At 35.2% G+C, this 22,803-nt stretch carries 17 protein-coding genes and 1 pseudogene; 13 read left to right on the plus strand and 5 right to left on the minus strand.

Annotated features, from left to right (window positions below; translation table 11 throughout):
• Window positions 1-124 precede the first annotated feature (124 nt).
• From BW942_RS15265 to BW942_RS15290, 6 genes are read left to right on the plus strand one after another with little or no spacing between them, the layout of a single operon-like run.
• Window positions 125-1,417: an ABC1 kinase family protein gene (locus BW942_RS15265; RefSeq protein WP_000896816.1), complete on the plus strand. Its 1,293-nt coding sequence runs from the start codon at window positions 125-127 to the stop codon at window positions 1,415-1,417.
• Entirely contained in the window at window positions 1,414-1,659 is a 246-nt protein-coding gene (locus tag BW942_RS15270) for a FeoA family protein (protein ID WP_000979383.1), read from the plus strand. The genes BW942_RS15265 and BW942_RS15270 overlap by 4 nt, the downstream gene beginning before the upstream one ends.
• Window positions 1,646-3,751, plus strand: a complete 2,106-nt coding sequence (feoB, locus tag BW942_RS15275; RefSeq protein WP_000510011.1) for a ferrous iron transport protein B — start codon at window positions 1,646-1,648, stop codon at window positions 3,749-3,751. The genes BW942_RS15270 and feoB overlap by 14 nt, the downstream gene beginning before the upstream one ends.
• Window positions 3,752-3,762: 11 nt before the next feature.
• Window positions 3,763-5,718, plus strand: a complete 1,956-nt coding sequence (locus tag BW942_RS15280) for an LTA synthase family protein (RefSeq protein ID WP_000087435.1) — start codon at window positions 3,763-3,765, stop codon at window positions 5,716-5,718.
• A gap of 15 nt (window positions 5,719-5,733) precedes the next feature.
• Window positions 5,734-6,732, plus strand: a complete 999-nt coding sequence (locus tag BW942_RS15285; RefSeq protein WP_001011675.1) for an N-acetylneuraminate synthase family protein — start codon at window positions 5,734-5,736, stop codon at window positions 6,730-6,732.
• The gene (locus BW942_RS15290; protein ID WP_000460328.1) at window positions 6,725-7,867 is read left to right on the plus strand and encodes a M23 family metallopeptidase; all 1,143 of its coding nucleotides are present in this window, start codon (window positions 6,725-6,727) and stop codon (window positions 7,865-7,867) included. Before BW942_RS15285 ends, BW942_RS15290 begins: the two co-directional genes overlap by 8 nt.
• A gap of 443 nt (window positions 7,868-8,310) precedes the next feature.
• Here BW942_RS15290 and BW942_RS15295 read toward each other — a convergent pair whose 3' ends face one another.
• Window positions 8,311-9,372 carry a saccharopine dehydrogenase family protein gene (locus BW942_RS15295; protein WP_000201659.1) on the minus strand — a complete coding sequence of 354 codons (1,062 nt, stop codon included), beginning with the start codon at window positions 9,370-9,372 and terminating at the stop codon, window positions 8,311-8,313.
• A gap of 558 nt (window positions 9,373-9,930) precedes the next feature.
• On the opposite strand from BW942_RS15295, the gene BW942_RS15300 reads away from it, so the two are divergent.
• Both BW942_RS15300 and BW942_RS15305 read left to right on the plus strand, forming a co-directional pair.
• Window positions 9,931-10,482, plus strand: a complete 552-nt coding sequence (locus BW942_RS15300; protein WP_000338278.1) for a hypothetical protein — start codon at window positions 9,931-9,933, stop codon at window positions 10,480-10,482.
• Between the two features lie 309 nt (window positions 10,483-10,791).
• Complete coding sequence (locus BW942_RS15305; protein ID WP_000717919.1) at window positions 10,792-11,712, plus strand: hypothetical protein; 921 nt, start codon at window positions 10,792-10,794, stop codon at window positions 11,710-11,712.
• 1,140 nt (window positions 11,713-12,852) lie between these two features.
• Here BW942_RS15305 and BW942_RS15315 read toward each other — a convergent pair.
• Genes BW942_RS15315 through fliF form a run of 4 tightly spaced genes read right to left on the minus strand, consistent with a single transcriptional unit; the run spans window position 12,853 to window position 16,817 of the window.
• Window positions 12,853-13,215, minus strand: coding sequence for a hypothetical protein (locus BW942_RS15315; protein ID WP_000007157.1), 363 nt, complete (start codon window positions 13,213-13,215; stop codon window positions 12,853-12,855).
• A gap of 6 nt (window positions 13,216-13,221) precedes the next feature.
• Entirely contained in the window at window positions 13,222-14,145 is a 924-nt protein-coding gene (fliH, locus tag BW942_RS15320) for a flagellar assembly protein FliH (RefSeq protein WP_001096786.1), read from the minus strand.
• 3 nt (window positions 14,146-14,148) lie between these two features.
• Window positions 14,149-15,117: a FliG C-terminal domain-containing protein gene (locus tag BW942_RS15325; protein ID WP_001061755.1), complete on the minus strand. Its 969-nt coding sequence runs from the start codon at window positions 15,115-15,117 to the stop codon at window positions 14,149-14,151.
• A complete protein-coding gene (gene fliF, locus BW942_RS15330) occupies window positions 15,117-16,817 on the minus strand; it encodes a flagellar basal-body MS-ring/collar protein FliF (RefSeq protein WP_001115057.1) in 1,701 nt (566 codons plus the stop codon). Before fliF ends, BW942_RS15325 begins: the two co-directional genes overlap by 1 nt.
• Window positions 16,818-18,082: 1,265 nt before the next feature.
• On the opposite strand from fliF, the gene fliI reads away from it, so the two are divergent.
• The 5 genes and pseudogenes from fliI to BW942_RS15355 all read left to right on the plus strand — a co-directional run bounded on the left by fliI (window position 18,083) and on the right by BW942_RS15355 (window position 22,023).
• A complete protein-coding gene (gene fliI, locus BW942_RS15335; RefSeq protein ID WP_000570583.1) occupies window positions 18,083-19,447 on the plus strand; it encodes a flagellar protein export ATPase FliI in 1,365 nt (454 codons plus the stop codon).
• A gap of 3 nt (window positions 19,448-19,450) precedes the next feature.
• On the plus strand, window positions 19,451-20,017 hold the full coding sequence (gene fliJ / locus BW942_RS15340; RefSeq protein WP_000819760.1) for a flagellar export protein FliJ: 567 nt from the start codon (window positions 19,451-19,453) through the stop codon (window positions 20,015-20,017).
• 158 nt (window positions 20,018-20,175) lie between these two features.
• On the plus strand, window positions 20,176-20,823 hold the full coding sequence (locus BW942_RS15345; protein ID WP_000157730.1) for a periplasmic-type flagellar collar protein FlbB: 648 nt from the start codon (window positions 20,176-20,178) through the stop codon (window positions 20,821-20,823).
• Window positions 20,824-20,835: 12 nt separating this feature from the next.
• On the plus strand, window positions 20,836-21,228 hold the full coding sequence (locus BW942_RS15350) for a transporter (RefSeq protein WP_001009586.1): 393 nt from the start codon (window positions 20,836-20,838) through the stop codon (window positions 21,226-21,228).
• A gap of 47 nt (window positions 21,229-21,275) precedes the next feature.
• Window positions 21,276-22,023: pseudogene (locus BW942_RS15355) on the plus strand (SH3 domain-containing protein).
• Window positions 22,024-22,803 lie beyond the last annotated feature (780 nt).

Below are 22,803 nucleotides of genomic sequence, written 5' to 3' on the forward strand. Positions count from 1 at the left end.
ATTTGCTCTCGTTCGTAAACAAAAAAGCGGGTTTGACTCGCATACATTCGAGTGAATTCACCCATTTTTTCAGACTTCTTTTCTGTAGTTGTATTTTGAATCTAAGCCCAAAATATTTGTGATTATGGCCGGTTTTTTTGATTCCTTGAAAATTGGTTTTGGCGGCGCCTCTCGAATTCTAAACAGCAGTTTTGTATTCTCCACAAAAACCATTCTTCTTTTAAAAGATCTTGCATTGGGTGACGATACGTTTCCGATCCGACTTCGAGAGGCATTTGAAGAGTTAGGCGCCACCTATATCAAGTTAGGTCAATTGATTGCCTCCGCTCCTTCTCTTTTTCCAGACAAGTTCGTTACCGAAATGCAAAAGTGTTTGGATCAGGTTCGTCCAATTCCCTATTCTATGATAACAACTATCATCCAAAAAGAATTAGGCGGAACACTCTCAGATCATTTCCTAAGTGTGGAGCCGATTCCGATCGCCTCTGCGTCTATCGCACAAGTACATTCTGCGGTCACCAAAGACGGATTAGACGTAGTGATCAAAGTGCAAAGACCGGATATAGAATCTACGTTATCCGCCGATTTAAACCTAATCTACTTTGTTTCGGTTCTTTTTGAAAAATTTGCTCCTGGCCTAAGTAAGTCCGGCATTGCGGACATGGTAGAACAATTCCAAACTTCTATATTAGAAGAAATTGATTTTTATAAAGAAGCAGATAATATAGAAGAGTTCGAAAAAGAACTTCTTTCTATGGGAGAAACTAGAGCCAGAGTTCCCAAAGTTTACAGAGAATTATCTACGAAAAAAATTCTTACTCTAGAACGTTTTTACGGAGCCCCGATCACAGATGAAAGTTCAGTCCGTAGATATTCTTCCGATCCTCAAAAGACTCTGACAGGTGCTCTTGAAATCTGGTTTTCTACACTTTCTAGAAGTGGTTTTTTTCACGCAGATGTACATGCAGGAAATTTAATGATTCTTAGAGACGGTACCGTTGGTTTTATAGACTTTGGTATCGTAGGTAGAATTTCTCCACGCGTTTGGGAAGGTTTGATGATCTTTTTAGAAGGCCTTAGTTTAAATCGAACCGAAAAAATCGCTAAGGGTTTGATCCAGATGGATTCTACGGCCAAAGGTGTGGACGAAAAAAAACTTTCAAAAGATTTAGAGATCGTCTTTTCTAAAATGACCGAAATGGTCTTAAAGGTTCAGATGGGAGATTTAGAATCTTTGGACGATAAAAAATTAAACGCGATCCTTTTTGAGTTTCGAGAAATTTCAATTCAAAACGGTTTAAAAATTCCAAAAGAATTCGGGCTTTTAATCAAACAAATTTTATATTTCGACAAATACGTAAAAACGATGGCTCCCGATATAGACCTGATCCGAGATCGTGATAAATTTCTAATATGATGTTAAACGAATTAGAAAAAGGGCAAGAAGCCCCTATCATCTTCTTACTTTCTAAACCGGGTAAAGAAGAACTATTCCGAAACATTTTGGACATCGGCTTACTTCCGGGCACTTTTGTTCTGGTTCTTGAAAAATATTCTTCTCAAAACAAAATGGTGATACGAGCGGGTGAAGTGGAAATAGCGATCCGAAAAGTAGAAGCAGAGTTGATTCAAGTAGGAGAAATCCGTGGGTCATTCTGATAGTTCGAAAACATTTCGGATTTTGATGGCAGGAAATCCGAATTGTGGAAAATCAACTTTATTCAATCAACTAACAGGGCTTAGACAAAAGACCGGTAACTATCACGGCGTCACCGTAGAAAAAGCAGAAGGTATTTTTCATCATCTAGATCATTCTGTAAAAATTTTAGATCTTCCAGGTGCGTTTAGTTTGGGAGGGAGCTCAGAAGATAAACAGATTACAAGTAGAGTTCTGATTGGTCACGAAGCAGGAGACCGCATACTTTTTGTGATGGACGCTTCCCTTGCAGAAAGAAGCCTTCAGTTTTTACTTCAAATCTTAGAATTAAACGTTCCCGTTTTAGTCGCGGTCACGATGAAAGACGTTTTAGAAAAAAAAAGGGTTCAACTCAGGTTAGATTTACTTTCAAATGAATTTGGAATTTTATTTCAATACGTAAATCCTAAAAACGGAGAAGGAATTAAAGAACTCAAAGATAGGATCGTTTCTCCAAAAGCGTTTTGCCTCCCTATCCGATCCTTTCCGTGGGATTCCGAAAGAGAAAATTTCTTAAACGATCTTTTAAATTCACTTTCCACAGAACATTCCAATTCTTTAAAGTTCGTTTTGACCAATTCTCTTAAAGAACTTTCCGGCGAAATTTTACAAAAAGGTCTCCCTGGACTTTCTCTTTTTTCAGAAACTCCCTCAAAACTCATCCGTGAAAAATTTGAGCGTTTTGGTAAACGTTTCACTTATTTGGAAGAACTAACTCAAAAATCCATCTATATTAAAAAAATATTAAGTACTGCAATCGTTGGTGACCCGATTCCAAACGAAAGGGTTCTTTCCAAAGCGGATAAAATTCTACTACATCCTTTTTGGGGACTGGTTTCTTTTTTAGGTATTATGGCCTTGGTATTTCAGGCGCTTTTTACTTGGTCGGAAATGCCTATGGATTGGATAGAATCCTGCGTTCGAAATGTAGGAACTTTTGTAGGAGATTTTTTAGAGGAAGGTCCTCTTCGTTCTTTAATCCAAGAAGGAATCATAGGTGGGGTCGGAGCCGTTTTAGTGTTTATTCCTCAGATTAGTCTTTTGTTTTTATTTATCGGTATTTTGGAAGAAACCGGTTATATAGCCAGGGCCTCCTTTGTCATGGATCGTTTTATGGGAAAGTTTGGTCTTTCTGGTAAATCTTTCATTCCATTGTTGTCTTCTGCGGCGTGTGCAGTTCCTGCGATTATGGGAACTAGAACCATTGAAAACAAATCAGATCGACTAACAACGATTTTAGTTTCTCCCTTGATCACTTGCTCGGCGCGTTATCCGGTATATGTTTTAGTGATCGGAGCGATTTTTCCCTCAAAAAATATTTTGGGAATTTTTAACGTTCAAGCGCTTACTATGTTCGGACTTTTTCTTTTGGGAATGATCGCGTCTATGTTCGCGGCCTTAGTTTTCAAAAAGACTTTTTTTAAATCTGATTCTTCTTATTTTTTAATGGAACTTCCAGCCTACAATACTCCCTCGATCAAAAGCCTGGCGCTTACTGTATTCAAAAAATTGAAAGCATTTTTATCTACCGCAGGACAGATCATTTTGTTTATTTCTATCTTACTTTGGTTTTTGGCAAATTATCCCAGAATCGACTCTTCCCTTTATCCAAACCTTACAGACGCAGAACTCAAAAAAATACAGATCCGAGAATCCTACGCGGGACACAGCGGTAAATTTATGGAGCCCGTTTTAAAACCGATCGGTTTTGATTGGAAGATGGGAATCGGAATCATTACCTCGTTTGCCGCAAGAGAAATTATGGTATCTACACTTTCCATCATATACGGAGTTGGTGGAGAAGAATCTACAGACGACCTTAAAGAGGCTCTCCTAAAAGATACAGATGAAAACGGAAAACCAGTTTGGGGACTAAGTAATTCTGTCAGTTTACTTCTGTTTTTTGCGTTTGCCTGTCAATGTATGTCCACTTTAGCAGTGGTAAAAAAAGAAACGAATTCTATCTTTTGGCCTTTGTTTTTATTTACATATATGACAATTTTAGCATATTCTACTTCTTTTATAGTATTCCAGGTTTGGCAACTATTCTCCTAGAAAAAATTAGAATGTCTCGAAAATTCCCGCCCAACCTTAAAATTATTTTAAGTTTTACAATTTTGTTTTTGATTTTATTGATTACGTATCGAATTAGTTTTACGATTGTTTTCTTTTCCAAATTCTCTTCTACATCTCTTTTTGAAATTATACTGGCATTCTTAGTCGGAATTCGTTTTGATCTTTCCGTCTGTGCAATTTTAATCGGACCCTTTTGGATTCTTTCCACGATTTATCCTCTCAATCGTTTCCGAACCTACTCCCTTTTCTGGGGAATTTCTCCAATCGTTCTGTTTTTTTGGGCAGCATCTCATCTAATCGGAGACGTTCTATACTTTGGAGAAACCAACAAACATTTAGGTTATGAAGGTTTTATATTTTTAGGTCCTGAATTTTGGATTATTTTCAAAGCATTTTTTGTAGGTCATACAATTTTAGCGATTATTTCTTGTCTGCTAATCGGAATCTTACTTCCGTTTACCATCTATCAATATATTCAAAAAGAATTATATATTTTTGACCCGGCTCAAAAAATATCAGAGTTAGTACAACTTCCTCTTATTATCCCGATTTTATTTTTGCTTGCACGAGGTGGGTTTCAATCCAGACCGCTCCGTGCGAGCGACGCAATGATTTCAGAGACTTATATAGTCAATCAATTGGTTTTAAACGGCATTTTTACTTCCGTTATGGATATTAAAAACCAATCGATTCCAAATAACTTACAAGTTACTTATCAGGACGCGGTCGTTTCCGTCCGAAAAGAAATAGAATACCCTACTTCTAAATTTATTTCAGAAGAATATCCCTTATTGAGAGAAACCGAAAACATCAATCCTAGTAAACCACCTAACATCGTTTTGATTCTTTTGGAAAGTTGGACCGGAAAATACGCTTATACAAACGGGCAAATTCTCCCCGAAGGTAAACCGATCGCCCCCCATTTCGAAAATTTAATCCGACAAGGAACCTATTTTCCTAACTTTTTCGCAAGCGGAGGAAGAACCACAAATGGTCTTTTATCCACGTTAACCGGAATTCCTGATGGTCCTGGTTTGACCGTAATCAGAACTCCTAGAATCTTAAGCCGTTTTGGTGGACTCGGAACCATTTTGAAATCGATCGGTTACAAAACCTTATTTGTTCATGGTGGAGACGTAAATTTTGATAATATGGGTTTTCTTTTTTCGCACTGGGGTTTTGATACCATTTTAGGCCAAGAATATTTCGATTCTTTAAACAAATACAAACCCGGTCCCTGGGGTTACTACGACGGAGATTTGTTAAACGAATTTCACGAAATCCTAATAAACCAAGACACTCCTTTTCTGGCGGCCACTTTGACTTTAACCACCCATTATCCCTATAAGGTTCCCACCCCAGAAGACGAAGTATTCTCTCCTAAACTTGAAGAAGCAGATTACTTCAACGTATATCGTTACGCAGATAAATCAATTTATCTATTTTTAGAAAAAGCGAAAAAAGCTCCCTACTTTCAAAACACCGTTTTTATATTCGTAGGAGACCACACACACCATAGAAATTTAGATTATTTCGAAGATAGAAATGTTCCTTTTTTAATCTACTCTCCCGGAAACATTTCCGCTAAGATAGATTATAGAATTTCTTCTCAACTAGACGTCATTCCCACAATTTTGGGAATCGTCGGTAAGAAAGTACGTTTCTCCGCAATGGGTAGAAACCTTTTAGACGAACATATTCAAGGCGGAAAAGCCTACTTTGCTTTTGGGAATTTATTCGGTTGGATCGAAGACAATTGGATCTTTTATAGTTTTACAGACAAAATTAGAAAATCTTCTTTCTCCATTGTTCCAAGAATCGGAGAAACCGAAGAATGCAAAAACGATCCAGTTCAATGCGAAACCTATCATCTAAAAGCGAAATCATTTTGGAACTTAAGTTATGAGCTAATGAGCCGAAATCTTATATATCCAACTCAAAAATAAAATACGAAGTAAACCATGAACTTTTCAAAAGAATTTTCAATCGCATCCAAATTAGATCTAGGCCCTGAACATCCTCCAATCGTCGTAGCCGAAATTGGACTCAATCACAACAACGATGAAGAAATCGGCAAAAAAACGATCGCTGCTGCTAAAAAAGCTGGAGCGCAAGCAGTAAAATTTCAATCCTATGTCACTGAAGAATTTATAGACGTTCACAATCCGGAAGCAAAGGTTTTAGTAGATATATTCAAAAAATATGAACTATCGGAAACGATGCATAAAAAATTCCAAAAAACCGCGGAGGAAGAAGGTTTAATTTTTTTCTCCACTCCTCTTTGTATTAGTTCTCTAAATCTGCTTATAGGTCTAAAAGTTCCATTAATCAAAATTGCAAGTGGAGACGTGACAAACAAAACACTTCTTTTAGAAACTGCAAAATCGAAACTACCGGTAATCCTTTCTTCGGGGGCTGCGGATTTTTTTGAACTAAACAGAGCGATTTCCTTTTTAGAAAAAGAAGGAACAGATAAACTTTGTCTTTTACACTGTGTTTCTATTTATCCTACTCCCCCAGAAAAAGCGAATCTCAAAGTGTTAGAAACATTCAAAAACCTTTATACGTTTCCGATTGGTTTTTCGGATCATACTACGGGAAATATCGCCGCATCCGTAGCCGTTTCCTTAGGGGCTTGTATGATTGAAAAACATTTTACTTTAGATAAAAATCTGGACGGCCCAGACCATGTTATCTCTGCAAATCCGGAAGAATTGAAAAATGTTTGTGAAAGCGCTTTTACCTCTTGGAAAATGAAAGGGAACGGTGAAAAAAAACCTTGGCCGGAAGAAATAAACGGAAGATTTTTCGGTAGAAGATCTCTGTATGCAGACTCTAAAGGAAATCCGATCGCACTTCGTCCGGATCTAACTCAAAAAGATAAAAAATATTTGGATTCTTGGGAAACGGAAAAAACCAATCTCTTAAGTCCAAAGCCAGGTAAACCCTTTCATGTTTGATCGATTGTATTTTTGTAAATTAGAATATTTAATTTTACTAATATTATTTATTATATCTTTCGCTTCTACTTCTGCCGTAAGTGCGCCAATCGCCTACGGAAATTTAGGTTCGGAAGTGGATTTTATCGATTTTGGTAGATGGACCACAACACCTTTTAGTTATTCCGTATCATCCTCCTTTTCCGCTGAATACGGAGGATTTAATCTTTTTGATTCGGATCCAAATACACATTGGTATTCTGTCAATCGTTCCGACTCTGAATGGGTCATTGTAGACTTCGGTTCTAAAAGACTGATCAACGGTTTAGAAATTACAGTCCCTATTTTTAAAAAAGAAAGAGCCGTAAAAAAATACGAAATCCAAGTTTTAATCCGGGACGACTGGAGAACCATTCTTACAAATCAAAACGTGGAACTGCATAATTTTCATAAACTCGGAAATATAGATGCGTCCGTTTTGAGAATTTATTTTCCCGATTCCACAAATCGTGAAGTTGTAATTAGTGACCTTAAACTTTTTCTGAATCAAAAACTTTTAAACGGAATTGAACCTAGACTTAGAGGTTATTCGTTTCCAGTTCCTGACGGACTCATTTCCAGTTTTGATTCCCAACTTCCAAATGCTCCTAGAACCTATCGAAACGGAGTCCATAAGGGAATTGATATATACAAAAAAAAAGAACTAGATGGCCAGATTCGAAACTTAAATTTCCAAGACGAAATAATCTCACCCGCAGACGGAATTGTGATTCGAGCAGATCATTCCTATTCTCCCATGACTCTGTCAGATTATGAATATCACACTACCCAATCCCAAAAAGGAACCGTGACTTATGTTGAAAAAGATTTTGGAGGAAGACAAGTTTGGATCGATCACGGTCACGGTGTAATGACTAGCTTCAACCATCTTTCTTCGATTCATAAAAACATAAAAGTAGGTGAAAAAGTTAAACAAGGAGAATCAATCGGAACCGTTGGAAACTCAGGTTTATTAGAAGAAGCGAAAAATATCTCAGACAATATTCATCTTCATTTTGAAATCTGGGTAGACGGTGAATTTTTAGGAAACGGTCTCCCTCCCGCTCAAGTTCGCAAATTACTTCAATTCTTTTTCAAAAGAAACGGAGTGGATTGATTTCCACACAACTAACGTATGTTTAAGATTAAAAAAGTCTTTTAACGTTTTCCACAAATCCATACTATCGTAAATAATAATTTTCTTATTTATGATCTTTATTACATTTCATAAATGGAATCCATACCTGTACAGCTCATCATAATTTTCTATGCGAAAATGAGAATCAAACATTAGATCGCAATTTTGTTACCCGCCTATCCTACGATGAGCTATTCCAGTTACAATAGAAATCATTCTGATTTAACGTGAGTTCTATGATTACATTTATTTTATAAAACCCGATTTTCCTATAAAAATAAAACGTAGAACCACTACAACGTCTATGTTTCGCAGTTAGATTTTGAAGATGTAAAAACTCATACGGATTCCAGTTACAAAAAATGAATATTTGAAAATTCTTAATATGACTTAATTTGCGGGAGCTCTCACAAATTTAGATTTTAAGATAAAATTTTAGTTCCCGGAATTTCCAATACAAATTTGGAGCCAAATACTTTTGCAGGAGTAGTAAAACCCGCATGGAATTTCTTTTTTTCTACTTTGGAAACCGCGGCTAACGCAGACTCAATGGTAAACTCATACGCTTCCGAACAACGCATTCGAATAGAAACTCTCTTGGAGTTTGCTTCGCTCCAAACCTCTCCCCAAAGAAGCACCTCTCCCTTTTTTCTTTTTTGTTCATCCGGCCCACTTACAATCACTTCTACGATCTTTTGTATTCCTTTTAAAATCGCGGAATTTTTTAAGAAAAAAATACTAGGTTGTAATAATTTTAAAACACGCGCCTGCAGTTCGGGGAAAGAAGAATATACCGTGATGTTTGGAATCCCAGTAGAAATAAAAGAAGTAAAAATATCTCCCCAAGGAACTGCAAAAAATTCCGCATAACGTCCATTTATCTCTATTACTTTTTTTAAACTCAACTGTGGAATCGTTTCGATCTTTCCATTTCTTCTTATTTTAGATCCATAAGGAAGTTGAACCAGCGCACTTTTTAAAGTTCCTCTGGATAAGTCTGTAAAACCGGTAAATCCCAACTCTAAAAAATGGGCTTTGGAAAGTTTTTCTTTAAGCATTACCGCAAGACAATCTGTGGGCACTACATCAAATCCCACTCCTGGAAGTAACATTATATTTTTTGCAAGTGCCTTAGGAGATAAGGAATACAACATCTCAAATACCGGAATTTCTCCAGTAACATCCAAATAGTGAACCCTGGATTCTACACAAGCTTTTGCTATTGGAATTGCTGTTTCTATAAATGGGCCTGCACAATTTAAAACTAAGAAACTATCTGAAATCTGGTTTTGAATTTCTTTTGGATTTTCCAAAGAAAATACCCTAAACGGAAGTCCCAATTCTTCGGCAAGAAAACGAATTTTAGATTCAGATCTACCGGCAAGAATCGGTGTTTGTCCTCTTTCCACGGCTTTTTTGGCAATCAATTTCCCCGTGTAACCATTAGCTCCATAGAGAAGCCAGTTTTTTTTCTTAGTGGCCATAAATCAAATTTACCTTGAATACAAGAATTAGTCAAGTTTTGACAGAAATTTACTCAAGACAGATACGATTTAAAAATCAATTTTTACTAATGACTTTAGGGTTAGTTATCTCTTACACAGATCTTTAACGCTTAAATTTAAAATTCGAATTTAAACAAAAATCTACCACCTCTAAAGATAATTATATTTTTATAATTTACTTTTTACAATGAGCGACTTAATCAGATATTTTATGTAGAAACTCAATTGGACGATCATTTTTTTGAAATTATATATATTCACTTTAAAATTTTTGAAATTGATTTTTAAATATTTCGTAATCAATAAAAAAGTTTTCGAAAGAACATATAATTTTTAAATAATGGCTAGTTACCAAATTCAACGACATTAAAAATAATAGAGTTGTTGAAAAATCAATTCTTCATCTTGTTTCCTTTCATAAAATGTCGATTGAAACAGTTTTGTTAATCGACACTATGAAATTTTTCAATAATTCTAATGTTTATTTCAAAATAAAAACGGCTTGTTTAAACTAATTCGATTATTAAAATATCTTTTGTGTGTTATTACATTACTGCGACAATCCCTAATCACGTAAATTTAATTAAAATGCGTGAAATTTTAGAAAACCACAACTTAGGATTTGAAGAAATTCTAAATTCGAGCGTTTTAAATCAGACTTCAAATTTTTATTTCTATTTTCGACCCACCACAGGCATTTGTGATTGTGGAACTGAATTAGGAAAACTTAATAAAGTAGAAAAGCATTTTTCATCAATCACGATTTCTAAATTAGAAAAAAAAGGTTGGAGTAAAACTAAAATTGATCGATGGCTTTCGGAAAAGGTTAGCTACAAGTCTAAGCAAAACCTAAAAACTGAAATTTTAAAAGAATCTAATTTATCAGAAACGGAATTCTGGCATCAATTGATTTTAAAATTTTTCTCTATGAATCTTTGTAACGAATTCGGTTTATTGATTCATTGGTATGAAGGGTCGTTAGAAGAAGAATTTAAACTCAAAAGTATTTTGAAAATCAATTTAAATTATCTATCCAATTCGTTCTTTGAAGAAATGGAAAATGACATTCTATATTTATTTCAAAAATAGTTTTTTGAATTTTCAAATTTAGATTCGCAAAAATAGAATTCGATTTAAAATCCCATTCAAAATTGATATTAAGTTTAAAAACAAATTACAAAAAGTATTTCATTTTGATCTAAAAAAATAAAGCGTCTTACTACTATTGTCGCTCGACGATTTTTGAGACGTGTTTAAATTTAAAAAAGAATAGCTCCAATTTATACATTTAAGATTCTTAGCAAGTTTTACAATCCTAAACGTTTTTAATTTACTTTGTATGATCACTTATTCTTTTTTAATTGTGTCTTTATCGGAAAATTAAATTTCATCTAAATTATGAAAAAGATTTTTGCTCAGATCAGTAGATATTTACTCTTCTTTATACCTCTACATTCTCTTTTACTATTGACTACTTCCTTTTCAGAAGAATTATACAATCTGCAGTATCATCCTACCGACTCATTAGATTGGGTAATATTAATATACTTAGTTCCAGCGATTGCGGCCGCATTCTTAATGCGGCTGATCCCTTATACTTATTTTGATACAACCAAACATAGGATTATCACCGTTGTATATTTATCAATCGGTATCATGATTTTATTTTGGAGTCAATCTCATTGGGGTTATTTTCTTTCGCGTCCATCAATCCCAAATTCAATTAAAAAAGTAAAACGATTGGTATCTGAATTGTCACTTGAACCAAATATCTTTCCCGCCTGTAATCTGAAATCGAAAGATCGTGACTGGCAACTTACCAGTTCAAAACGATTTGATTACGATACCACACAAGATAGAATCGAATACTTTTTAGACAATATTTCCATAAGCCTCAATCAGGAGGAAACAAATTGGCGCAAAGCCTTAAATAAAACTTCATTTCGTTTGAACATTTCCAAGGGTATCAAGATTCACGATTTCATTCAAAAAAATTATACCTTTGAGAAACCGGAAGCTGGATATAACCGAGTATGTCCTTTTAGTGCAGTAGATATATTTGAATTTATAGATTTTGATGGGAATAAAATCTACTATGTAAGTTATTCCACAAACCAACTATCAAACGACCACTATGCGTATTACGAATTTATAATTTACAAAAACGAAAATGGTTATCAAATTAAACAATCCAATCGTTTTTTTTACGATGTAGCCGGAATCGAAGGTTTAGAGTTTCCTTATTTTATGCTTCTATTCAACATTCTTTATATATCTTTCTCAGGATCTATAGCCGCAATTCATAAAAGTAAAGTTTAAGTATTTCAAGTTTTCATAAACTAGCGTAAATTTTGCGTAAGAAAATCCGGGCGAATCCCTCCAATAGTTTGTAAAAGAAAGATTCAATGAAACAGGCGGGACCGGGCTCTTTAGCTCCAGTCAAGTTATTGTGCACTATAGTTGTACATTCAATTTTTTTAATTTCAATAACTTGACTCCGCATCGATCCCTTTCGCGTTAATTTACTTTAAACTAAAGAACGATCCAAATATACAAATGTTGGTTTACTTCAAAAATTCATGGCTTCATTTCAAATAAGAATTAAAAATCTAAATTCTATTTATTTAAAACTAAGACGTATAAAAATAGTATCAGGAAAATGAATGAGTGATTTTACAAAGATGCAGGAATTCTCAAAAAATTATATCCAACTTGAAATCGTTAGTTTTTTGTGTGAGGTCCCACATTCTAATCTTTGAAATAAGCTCATGGTAGTATTGTCCGACTAGTGACGTGAGCGGAGCCGTAATCGATTCGTTTTATAAAAACTTGATTTTTCCATAAAAAATAAATGTTTAAAAACTTGTAATACGACTTAGAACGTGTCCCAAAACCTCAAAAAATTTGCGCGATAATTCTTTAGAAATTTTTAATAAAATACAGTAGTTCCTACAAAAACCGTCACATTTGATAATTTGTGAACTTTCAAGTAATTCTAATATTGTTAAATTTTTGTGTTAGTTCCCACATTTTCAGGTTTTGGGACATGTTCTTAATCTGTGGGAACTCTCACAAATCGTGGATTTACCAGTTAAACTTTGAGAATTGTGGGAACTATTCAGGAAATACAAAAAAGAATCATCGTCCAATCAGATCTTTGCATAAAACTTCTATTTTACAACTATCATCAAAATTTAAATCCCATTTTAGCGTGAGTTCGACTGAGAAAAATTTTCTAAAAGTATGAGTTCCTACAATTTTAGAATTTGTTCGTAAAATCGTGGTTTGTGGGAACTCATACATCATTTTATAGAGCTTTGTGTTAGTTCCCACATTTAAAAAATCGATCTGTAAAGTTCAGATTTGTAATAGTTCCTACATTTTGTTTTTTATATAAAGATTGACTTTCATAAAGAGGCTTTTTATGCCAAACTTACGTTAACTCATATTCTTTATATCTTACTCAGAATCTATTTTAAAATTTGCCCAATTCAAACTTAAAAAAGTCGGTTGATTACAAACTCCTTCAAAGTTCCATTGGTTTGGTTGTATTTCGATTGGCCCGACAACACACCAATCAAATCCCAGTTTTTGAGAAAGTAATAAAGATTCAAATACGGCGTTCTCTATACTTTTAGAATTTAAGTAAATTCTAAAATTGGCTTCGTAGAGAGATTTATCTTTCCAATATTCTTCATAAGTCAGGCTTACAATCTCATAATCAAAAGTCTCTTCTATCTTAGATAAAATTCTGAATGCTTTCTCTTTCTTATTTACTTTTAAGAATACTTTCCATCTCAAAAAATAAGAATCAAAACTCACCGTATTTTAGATCGGTTCCGCATTTCGGATCGCTTCTTCAATTTCTTTGAGCTGAGTAGAAATTCTAGCGTCGATCGCACCCACGTCGGTTTCGATGATAACGCCGCCTCGATCCACACGAGAATCTTCGTAGATATTGACCTTGCGGAGAGATTCCATAAGTTTGATGAGCTCGTCTTTGTGTGCGGTTGTAAGTTCCAAGTCCGCAAAGTTGACTCGAATATCCACACGGTCTCTGTCTTTGATCCTTTTTAATGCTTCTCTAATATTGTTGAGAACGATTTCTTTTCTTTCAATAATTTCGTCTTTGATAACCTTACGTGCGATGATTAAAATCATCTCCACCATTTGTTTTTCCGAGGCTTGGATAATTTCTTCTCGAATGTCTATCGCCTTACCTACGATCGTTCCCAGACGATCGATAAGACGTCTAACTTCTCCCTGACCTTTTTTAAACCCCACTTCTCGTCCGGCGTCGTAACCTTTTAAATAAGCCTCGTGTTCGATCTCAGCCACTTTCATTTCGGCTTCTTTGATCATCCTTTCGACTTCCATCTTGGCTCTATCAAGGATCTGTTCTGCTTTGGCCTTACCTGTATCTTCTTCTAGTTTAACTTTTTCTTTAGAATCTTGGATCATCTGAAAGGCGCGTTTACGTCCTTCTTCCTCGATCTCTTCTGACTTTCTTCTGGCGTCTTCTAAAAGTTTACGAACCTGCTCTTCGTTTTCTTCACGATAACGATTTAACTCTGCCTCAATTTCTTCGATCGAAGGGCCTTGATATTGTTCGATAATATTTCCTTCTTGATCTACCTCAAACTCTTCTGCGTCTTCGTCTCTGTGAAATTTTTTATATTTATCAGGAATTGCTAATTCTACCTGATCTTTCATATCCGAAATTTGTATGGGTTTAAAGACGAGTTTGGCCATGACTTAAGTCGCTCTCCAAAATTTGATACTTCCTTCTTCGATCTCTTCTCGTAACCTTTCCAAAATTCCGTTTTGAGCAGTTTCCATTTCCGCAAGACTGATCGGTCCCATAGAATCGGATTCCAAACGGATCGAAGCGGAGAGAGCGGGCTCTAATTTTTCAAGAATTCTAGACTGTATCTCCGTTTCTGTACCTTTTAAAGCACACGAGAGAACGATCGGATGAAAGGAAGAAAAAAAACGATTTAAAGGTTCTCTTTCTAAAAATAATAGATCTTCCATCCGAAAGAAATGTTCCATTATATTTTCGGCAAAACCGGGGCGCTTCTCGCGAATTCGAGCAAATATTTTTTGGGAATCTCCTGGTCGCAACCTACCTAAAAGATCAGCCGCTTTTTTACCTTTTGGATTGTGAATCGGTAGACTTTTTTCTTCGAGAGCAATGGCTTCCAGTTTGAATTTTAAAAATCTTTCCAAACGATTTTTTTCATATTCGCTGGAAAGATCTAGATCGTGAATTTGGATCAGAATTTCTTCTTTTATCATTTCTGGAAAATCGTTTAAAACGTCTGCGGCTACGTCCGGATCTCCAAAACAAAGAACTAAAGCGATCATGTCCGGTTTTTCACTGGAAACGATCTTAGAAATTTCTTCTGAGTTTTTCGTCTTCAGTTCTTGTAAAAGATCTCTTTCTTCTTTTTCTTCTTTGAGAAGAGCTTCTAATTCCCGGATGAGATTTAAACTCTCTGGATCTATGGATTCTTCTTTTTGAATTTTAGAAAGAGAATTCAAAAAAGAAGAGAGAATTTCTCTCTCTTCTTTCGAATCTGGTTTTCCAGTTTTGTGAAACGTTTCTAAAAGTTTTCCGGTGACCTCCGGGCCTAGATGTTTGTAAACTTCAGGAGGAAGATGTTCTCCTAAAATCCGGAGTAAACTTCCAGCCCTGTTTTGTCTAGAAGACAGGTTGTTCATCAACCTGCTTCCTCTTCAGAGAGCCAAGTGCGAAGAAGTTGTGCTACTTCTTCCGGTTTTTCTCTGGCGAGGTTGATCGCATTTTCAAGAAGTTCTCTTCTATATTTTTCATCCAGAGAAAGTTCCACTTCGGCACCGCTTTCATCCATAACTCGAAGGGCGGCTTCTCTCATCATCTGTTGTTGAGCAGCAAGTTCTTCTTCTCTGAGTCTTCTTCTTCTTGCGATTTCTTTTTTGATCGCTCTGTAAACCAGTATGCTTACAATTAAAAGTAAAATGATGATTAAGGATGCGATGATCATTTGACGAATCGCTTTTTGTTTGCGTAGCTCTTCGTCTTCCGAAGCAAATTGAGCCGATCTATCTTTTGGAATTGTAATAACAGAAATTTGATCTCCTCTGGCTTTATCAATTCCGACTGCAGATTCCAAATTTTTACGAATCTGTCTGAGTTCGTCTTCCGAAACCGGAACATATTTACGATCGTAACCAGTTCCGTCTTCTTTCTCTTTCTTTTCCCAGACTCCATCAATAACAACGGATAAGTTTACCTTTTCTACTTTCCAAGGTTGTTTTTGAACCTCAGAAACCCTTCTGTTGAATTCATAGTTGTTGATGTTTTCGGCTTTGCTATATTCTGCTTTTTGATAGTCTGTATCTTTATAGCCGGGAGCAATATTCGGTTCGGTTCCTGCAGGGCCATCGGGAGTAAAACCTCTACCTTTAAAGTCTTCTTTGGTTTCTTTAGAAGAAACTTTGAGCGAATAACCGTCTACGAGTTTTAGTTCAGAATAAGGAGTGTTTGGATTATCTGGAATTGCGACAACTGGCGAAACGGAATTGTCTTTATAAGATTCCTTATCCCAATTTAAATTATATTCAAAACGTGTAATATCCACTCTGTCTTCACCGCCTAAAAGCCAACGAAGAGTGTTTCTCATATCGATGAGACGTTGAATTCTTTGTTCTTCTCCGATTCTTAATTTTTCTTGAACGATTCTAAGTTCGAGTCTTTCTTTTTCTAAGTCTTCTTCAAAGTCACTGATGATTTTACCATCCGCGTCTGCGACACTCACATTTTCCGGTTTTAATTTGGGAACCGCTCTAGAGACTAAGTTGACAATCCCTTTAACTTCTTTTCTAGAAAGGGATTCTACTCCGGGAATATAGTGCAAGATAACGGACGCTTTTACAGGAGATGAATTGGAGCTAAAAAGTTCATCTTCCGGAAAGGCTATATTTACGTAAGCCTTGTCAACAGAACGAAGTGTCATAAGAGACTGTTCGATTGCACCTTTTAAAGCTCTATATTTTTTAATATCTTTGTCGAACTGTGTTTCGGTAAATTTATCTACGTTAAAAAGTTCCCAACCTTGGACCCCGGCTGGAATTAAATTTTCTTGGGCGAGTTTTGTAACGATTTCTTGTCTTTGTTCTGGATCGACCGTGATCACACTCGTATCGGAACTACCGTATTGATAACCGAGAGAATCCAGTTTTTTAGTTACTTCTGCAAAATCCTTGCTGGTTAAGTCTTTAAACAGAACCATCCTATTTTTTTGAAGAGAGATCGTAGAGAGAATCCCAATCGCAATTAAAACGGTTAGAGCCACCCCTCCCAGGATGAGTTTTTTAGTAGTATCCAGGGTTGTGAAAAATTCCCGGATGTTATTTAAAATTTTCTGTAACTGCTCTGGCATAACGGATCTCCACCGAATTTACAATACGGGACATAATCAAATATCGGAAATAGAGTACAATCTCTTTTCAATTTTTTTAGAAAAATTTATTCTGATACACAGATGTTAAGCGAAATAAAATAATCGCATTCGTCATTTTGAATGTGTTTAGAAGATCATCTGGTACTAAAATTCTGTGTAGCGGAATTTGTTCTAATTTTCGCTAAATACAATTTTTAAAATATAACGTTAGGCGGTATTTGGCTTACCTTTAAAACGCCAGAACCTGATTTAGAATTTTATAAAAATCAATAAAATCGGTATTAGACGCAGCATGGATAATATTTATCCAAATAGTTTCAATTTAGAAACTTTGAGTCTGTCCTACTTCTACTAATCTTTATAAAATTGAGTATCTAAAAAGTGCCGTTTCACATAAGTCTATAGAATCATACCAAAGCGATTCTAATGCTGCAATCTATAGAGAACAGTATTGAGTTTAAAAATTCCGAAAGAATTGAAGTAAAAAAGCGATCACGAGCCTTTTACTACTCGGGCGCATGAATAGAATACTTGTGTTAGATTGTTTCAAAAATTTGAATATTTTGGTCTTGCTTTAAAATGCCGTAAATCCCGAATTTGCAGCATTTTTTAAGTACCACTAGTTTTTCGTAAATTAGGCCGTTAATAACTTGGTACTATTTTCATGCGTCCGAGTAGTAAAAGCTATAAAATCCGCGAGCTGTTATAACCCAAAACACGACCTATCTCGCGCCCCGGAAAACTCAGTGACGTTCGACGGGGAGCGAGATTTGAGTTTAGGAAGCGTTTTACTGAGTTTGAAAGAGTATTCTGCTAATTTACTTTGTATCGATCCTTTCGCATTATACCGAATTCACGTTAATTATTTACAATAAACTTACATTCACACAAGAGATAGATTGGGAACTCTTGAAAAGAATACGATGATGACTTACTTCAAAAATTAGAACGTAGGAACTTCTTCAAAAAAACTAAACATTTCAGGTAAATGTATTTTAAGAGCTTTTGTATCTCCGGTAAAACCGAATGTTAATTTTAGATACTATTTTTATGTGTCTGAGTAGTAAAATCTCTCAGATTAAAAAACCAAAGATCTTTTAGCCGAACTATTATCATCACACATTACAAACAGGACTTGAAAATCTTCTTCTTTCCTAAAAAACCAAATTATAGCGACATAATTTTTTTATTTTCTCATAGATACTTGACTTTCTTGTAAATTCTAGATACCAAGAGATAATCCTATGATAGAAAAAAAATTTCATGAGAAAGTAGACGTAATGTCCAAATATTTTCTGATCATGGATCGAACCGAAACGATCCGGAAATCCGGAAAAGTCATTCGAGTCTCCGGAAACGTAATCTATTCAGAAGGACCGCCCGATTCCAAAATTGGGGAATTGATGGACGTCCAAAAAAGTGGGAAAGAAGGCTATCTCCAATGTGAGATCGTAGGTTTTGAAGGTCACGTTTATACTCTTATGCCCCTTGGCCCCATAGAAGGAATTTATCCGGAAGCGTTTGTATTCTCTTCCGGAAGAAAACTCGCAATCCCAGTCGGAAAAGAACTACTCGGAAGAGTCTTAAACGGGGTCGGAAGACCGATCGATAAAAAAGGTCATATCATTACCAAAGAAGAACGTCCCCCTGATAACGAAGTTCCCAATCCTTTAGATCGCCCAATCATTCGAGACGTTCTCATGACCGGAGTTCGAGCCATCGATGGAATTCTAACCATCGGAAGAGGACAAAGAGTTGGAATTTTTTCCGGTTCCGGCGTAGGTAAATCCAGTCTACTTGGAATGATTGCACGTTATACCGACGCAGACATAAACGTGATAGCTCTCGTAGGGGAAAGAGGCAGAGAAGTAAACGAATTTATCGAAATCGATCTCGGAAAAGAAGGACTTAAAAAATCGGTCGTATTAGCTGCAACCTCCGACGCGCCTAAGATGGAACAGGTAAACTGCGCTTTACTTGCAACTTCCATTGCGGAATATTTCAGAGATCAAGGAAAACACGTAAATCTTATGATGGATTCGTTGACTCGATTTGCACAAGCCAATCGTGAAATCTCTGCTTCCAACCACGAACCTCCTATTACAAGAGGATTTAGTTCATCAGTTTTTTCTAAATTAGCAAAACTTGTTGAACGTTCCGGAACTTCCAAATCAGGAGGAACAATTACAGGATTTTATACAGTTCTAACAGAAGCAGACGAAATGGAAGATCCAATCGCAGACGCGGTTCGAGGTTATATAGATGGACATATCATCTTAAATAGAAAACTCGCCGAAAAAAATCATTATCCTGCCATTGATGTACCCGCTTCCCTCTCTAGGGTGATGGCTAGAATTGCTCCAGAGGATCAAAATCTAAGAGCAGGAATGATCCGAGAACTGATCAGTGTCTATAACTCTGCCGAAGAATTAATCCGTTTAAACGCGTATGTTTCGGGCTCAGATCCCAAGGTAGATCTTGCGATTCGTAAAAAAGACAAAATAGATCGTTATTTGAAACAGAAAATTCAGGAACGTAGTACTTACTCTCATGCTTTACAAGGTCTGAAAGAAGTTTTAGAAGAAGAACAAGAAGAAGAGGAATTCTAGATTTTGAAACGTTTTCAATTCAGTCTGGAACCGGTATTAAATCTTCGTAAAAAAAAAGAAGATGAAAAACTAAAAGCCTTCTCTAAGGTTGCAGGTGAAATCAATCAGATCCGTAACTCCATTTTAGAAAATGAAAAACAAATCGAACATCTTACAGGCGAGTCTCATACTCTCCACGGAGCTTCTTTAAGAGATTACCAACTCCATCAAGGTTATATCCGCTCTCTCATAACCAAAAACGAAAATTTAGAATCCGATATAGAAAATAGAAAATCAGAGTTAGATTCTAAAAGAGCAGATTTAATACTCGCTCAAAAAGACCGTAAGATCTTGGAGATTCTCAAAGAGAATCAATATAAAGATTACAAAAGGTTATATTTTAAAAAAGAAAAATTCGAACTCGAAGAACATTACAATCAACTAAAATCCATTGAACGGAGAGAAATCAATGAATCCTCTGAACCGACTCCGAGAGTCTTTACATACGATACTGGATCAAACCCCGAATCGTCTAACGACGATTCAGGCGCATCCGAAATCAAAAAATTATACGACAGATATAAAAAGTGATTCTTTATTTCAAAAAATTTTAAACGTCGCAGTTGGAAATTCCAATCAAACGACAGATTCTATGCTTAATCTTCAGAAAAAAATTACCGATTTTCAAAAAAAGGCAGAAGAATTGGAAAATAAAATTCATGAAAATCGAATTGATCTAAAGGTTTAACATGGCATCGTTAAGCGACAAAGCAAGAGCTATCTATCTGGTTCTTCTTATTCTTTTTTTATTGGCTATTGGTTTTTTCGTTTTCGATTATTTCCAAATCATCAACGCCTCTGAAATTTTTCCATTTCTTCGTAAAGAACCGGCTCTCGTAAATCAAGACAACGAGTCTCCTACTGAACTTCAAAAATTAGAATTTACTAAAGCTCAAGAAAGATTTGCGGAAGAACTAGACGAACTTGAAAAAAGAAAATCAGAACTTATCGCCGAAAAAGGAAAACTTGAAGCCGAAATGGAAAAGTTAGAAGAAATGCGTAAGGGCCTCATTGCAAAAGAAAAAGAAATGAAATCCGCAGACTCCGAAAAAAACAGTCGTCAAAAGCTGGTTAAAGTTCTTGCGGATAAAGTAGCAAACATGCCTCCCGAATCAGCAATTGGAATGCTTGTAAACTGGCCCGATGGAGATATTATAGACGTCTTTATTCAGATGGATAAAGACGCGGAAGAAGACGGAAGACCTACGATTACTACTTATCTCTTAACTCTTTTTCCTGCAGATAGACGCGCTATGATTACAAACAAGTGGCTTAGTAGATCGGGTGGAATCAAAACACCAGGCGTTCCAGATGATGCAATAGAATCTAATCCATAATTCGGAGAAACTATGAATTTTAAAATAAAATCTTTTTTTATTCTTTTCATATTTTTAGTGTTAGTTGGAACTTCTTTAGAATCCAAAAAGAAAACCAACTCTCCCCCTCCCAAAGTCAGTGGCTACGAACTTGTTTCTAATCCTTCCGCAGCTTTTGGAAAAACGATCCAAATATCCGGAACCGTTTCAGAAATTTTATATAAAGGAAATTCGATTCGTTTTTTGGTTTATTTTTCAGGTAAACCGGTTGCTCTGGATTCAGATTCAACTTCTCTAATTTCCAACGTTCAAGTAGGAAGTTACGTTTCCGTATGTGGTTTTTATTTGAAGGACAGAGAACTCAAAGCAAATGGAACTCCGATTACTATGCCTTTTATTTTAGTAGATTCTCCGGATTGTAGATAAACAAAAATTCACTTCGCATTTTGCAGGTTAGGTGAAGTATATTTCCCTTGATTTTGAAAAAATTCTTTTTAGCAATCTTACTTTTAAATTCTTTGCAAGTCTCAGGAGAATCTAGTACTGAGGTTATTAAATTATTTTCCATCATTGATGGGGTGAAAATTAGAGAAATCCCTCAATTAGACTCAAATGAAATTGGGAAGTTAAGTTCAAGTGAAATTGTTTCTTGGAAAGGTGAAGTTTCTAATAATAAAGTAGATGGTATTATAAACAACAATACAATCAACGCGCCCTTTTTTAAGATTGTTACCAAAAATGGATTAGAGGGTTGGGTTTTCTCTGGAGCTTTAGAAAAAGAGGAAAAGAACATCTGGAGAAAATGCAATCGGTCGATACCTTCTTCTATTGCAAAAGCGAGTAGTGACTTTAGATTAGAAATTGATAAGAACATTGGATTTGAATTCTTCAATATTGATCAAAATACAAAATTAGAAATTCAGAATTATGGATGCGAAGCTTATTTAGTTGAATTTTATTTTATCATAAAAGGAGCCAAATTTAAAAAGAGAACCGTTTCTGTTTTTAAAGAAAAAGTAAAATATTTACTTAACAAAATAAAAAACAAATTCCCCACTTTCGATTGATCAGGCAATCAAAGTATTAGATCAAAAAAAATTTCAATTCAATAAAAACATCCCTTATACCGAGAACGAATTTGGGCAATTTATAATTTTCAGAAAACCTAAATTCAAAAAAGGATTAGAAATTATTCATATTTCTTTTATTATTAATTTATAATATACCATGCACAAAACCTGTGTAACGCCTTCACTTTGGATTTGATCCTAAATTTATATCTAATAATTTTGTAATAGAATTGGCTTTTTGAATTGAAAAAAAGATGATTATAGAAGTAAATTTACATCTCTTCCTGAAATGAAAAATCATCCACAAGGTTTAGATTCTTCATATGACGCAAGTTTAGACATTTAAGAAAAATTTATTTTGTTTGTATGGTTCAGGTAAAATTTTAGAAATGAATCTAACTTCTTAAAACTTTACTATAACAAGAACTCTAAATCGAATTAACGTAAGTTTGGCATAAAAAGCCTCTTTATGAAAGTCAATCTTTATATAAAAAACAAAATGTAGGAACTATTACAAATCTGAACTTTACAGATCGATTTTTTAAATGTGGGAACTAACACAAAACTCTATAAAATGATGTATGAGTTCCCACAAACCACGATTTTACGAACAAATTCTAAAATTGTAGGAACTCATACTTTTAGAAAATTTTTCTCAGTCGAACTCACGCTAAAATGAGATTTAAATTTTGACGATAGTCGTAAAACAGAAGTTTTATGCAAAGATCTGATTGAACAATGATTCTTTTTTGTATTTCCTGAATAGTTCCCACAATTCTCAAAGTTTAACTGGTAAATCCACGATTTGTGAGAGTTCCCACAGATCAAGAACATGTCCCAAAACCTGAAAATGTGGGAACTAACACAAAAATTTAACAATATTAGAATTACTTGAAAGTTCACAAATTATCAAATGTGACGGTTTTTGTAG

This window comes from Leptospira interrogans (genome assembly GCF_900156205.1).
Taxonomy (GTDB): Bacteria; Spirochaetota; Leptospiria; order Leptospirales; family Leptospiraceae; genus Leptospira; species Leptospira interrogans.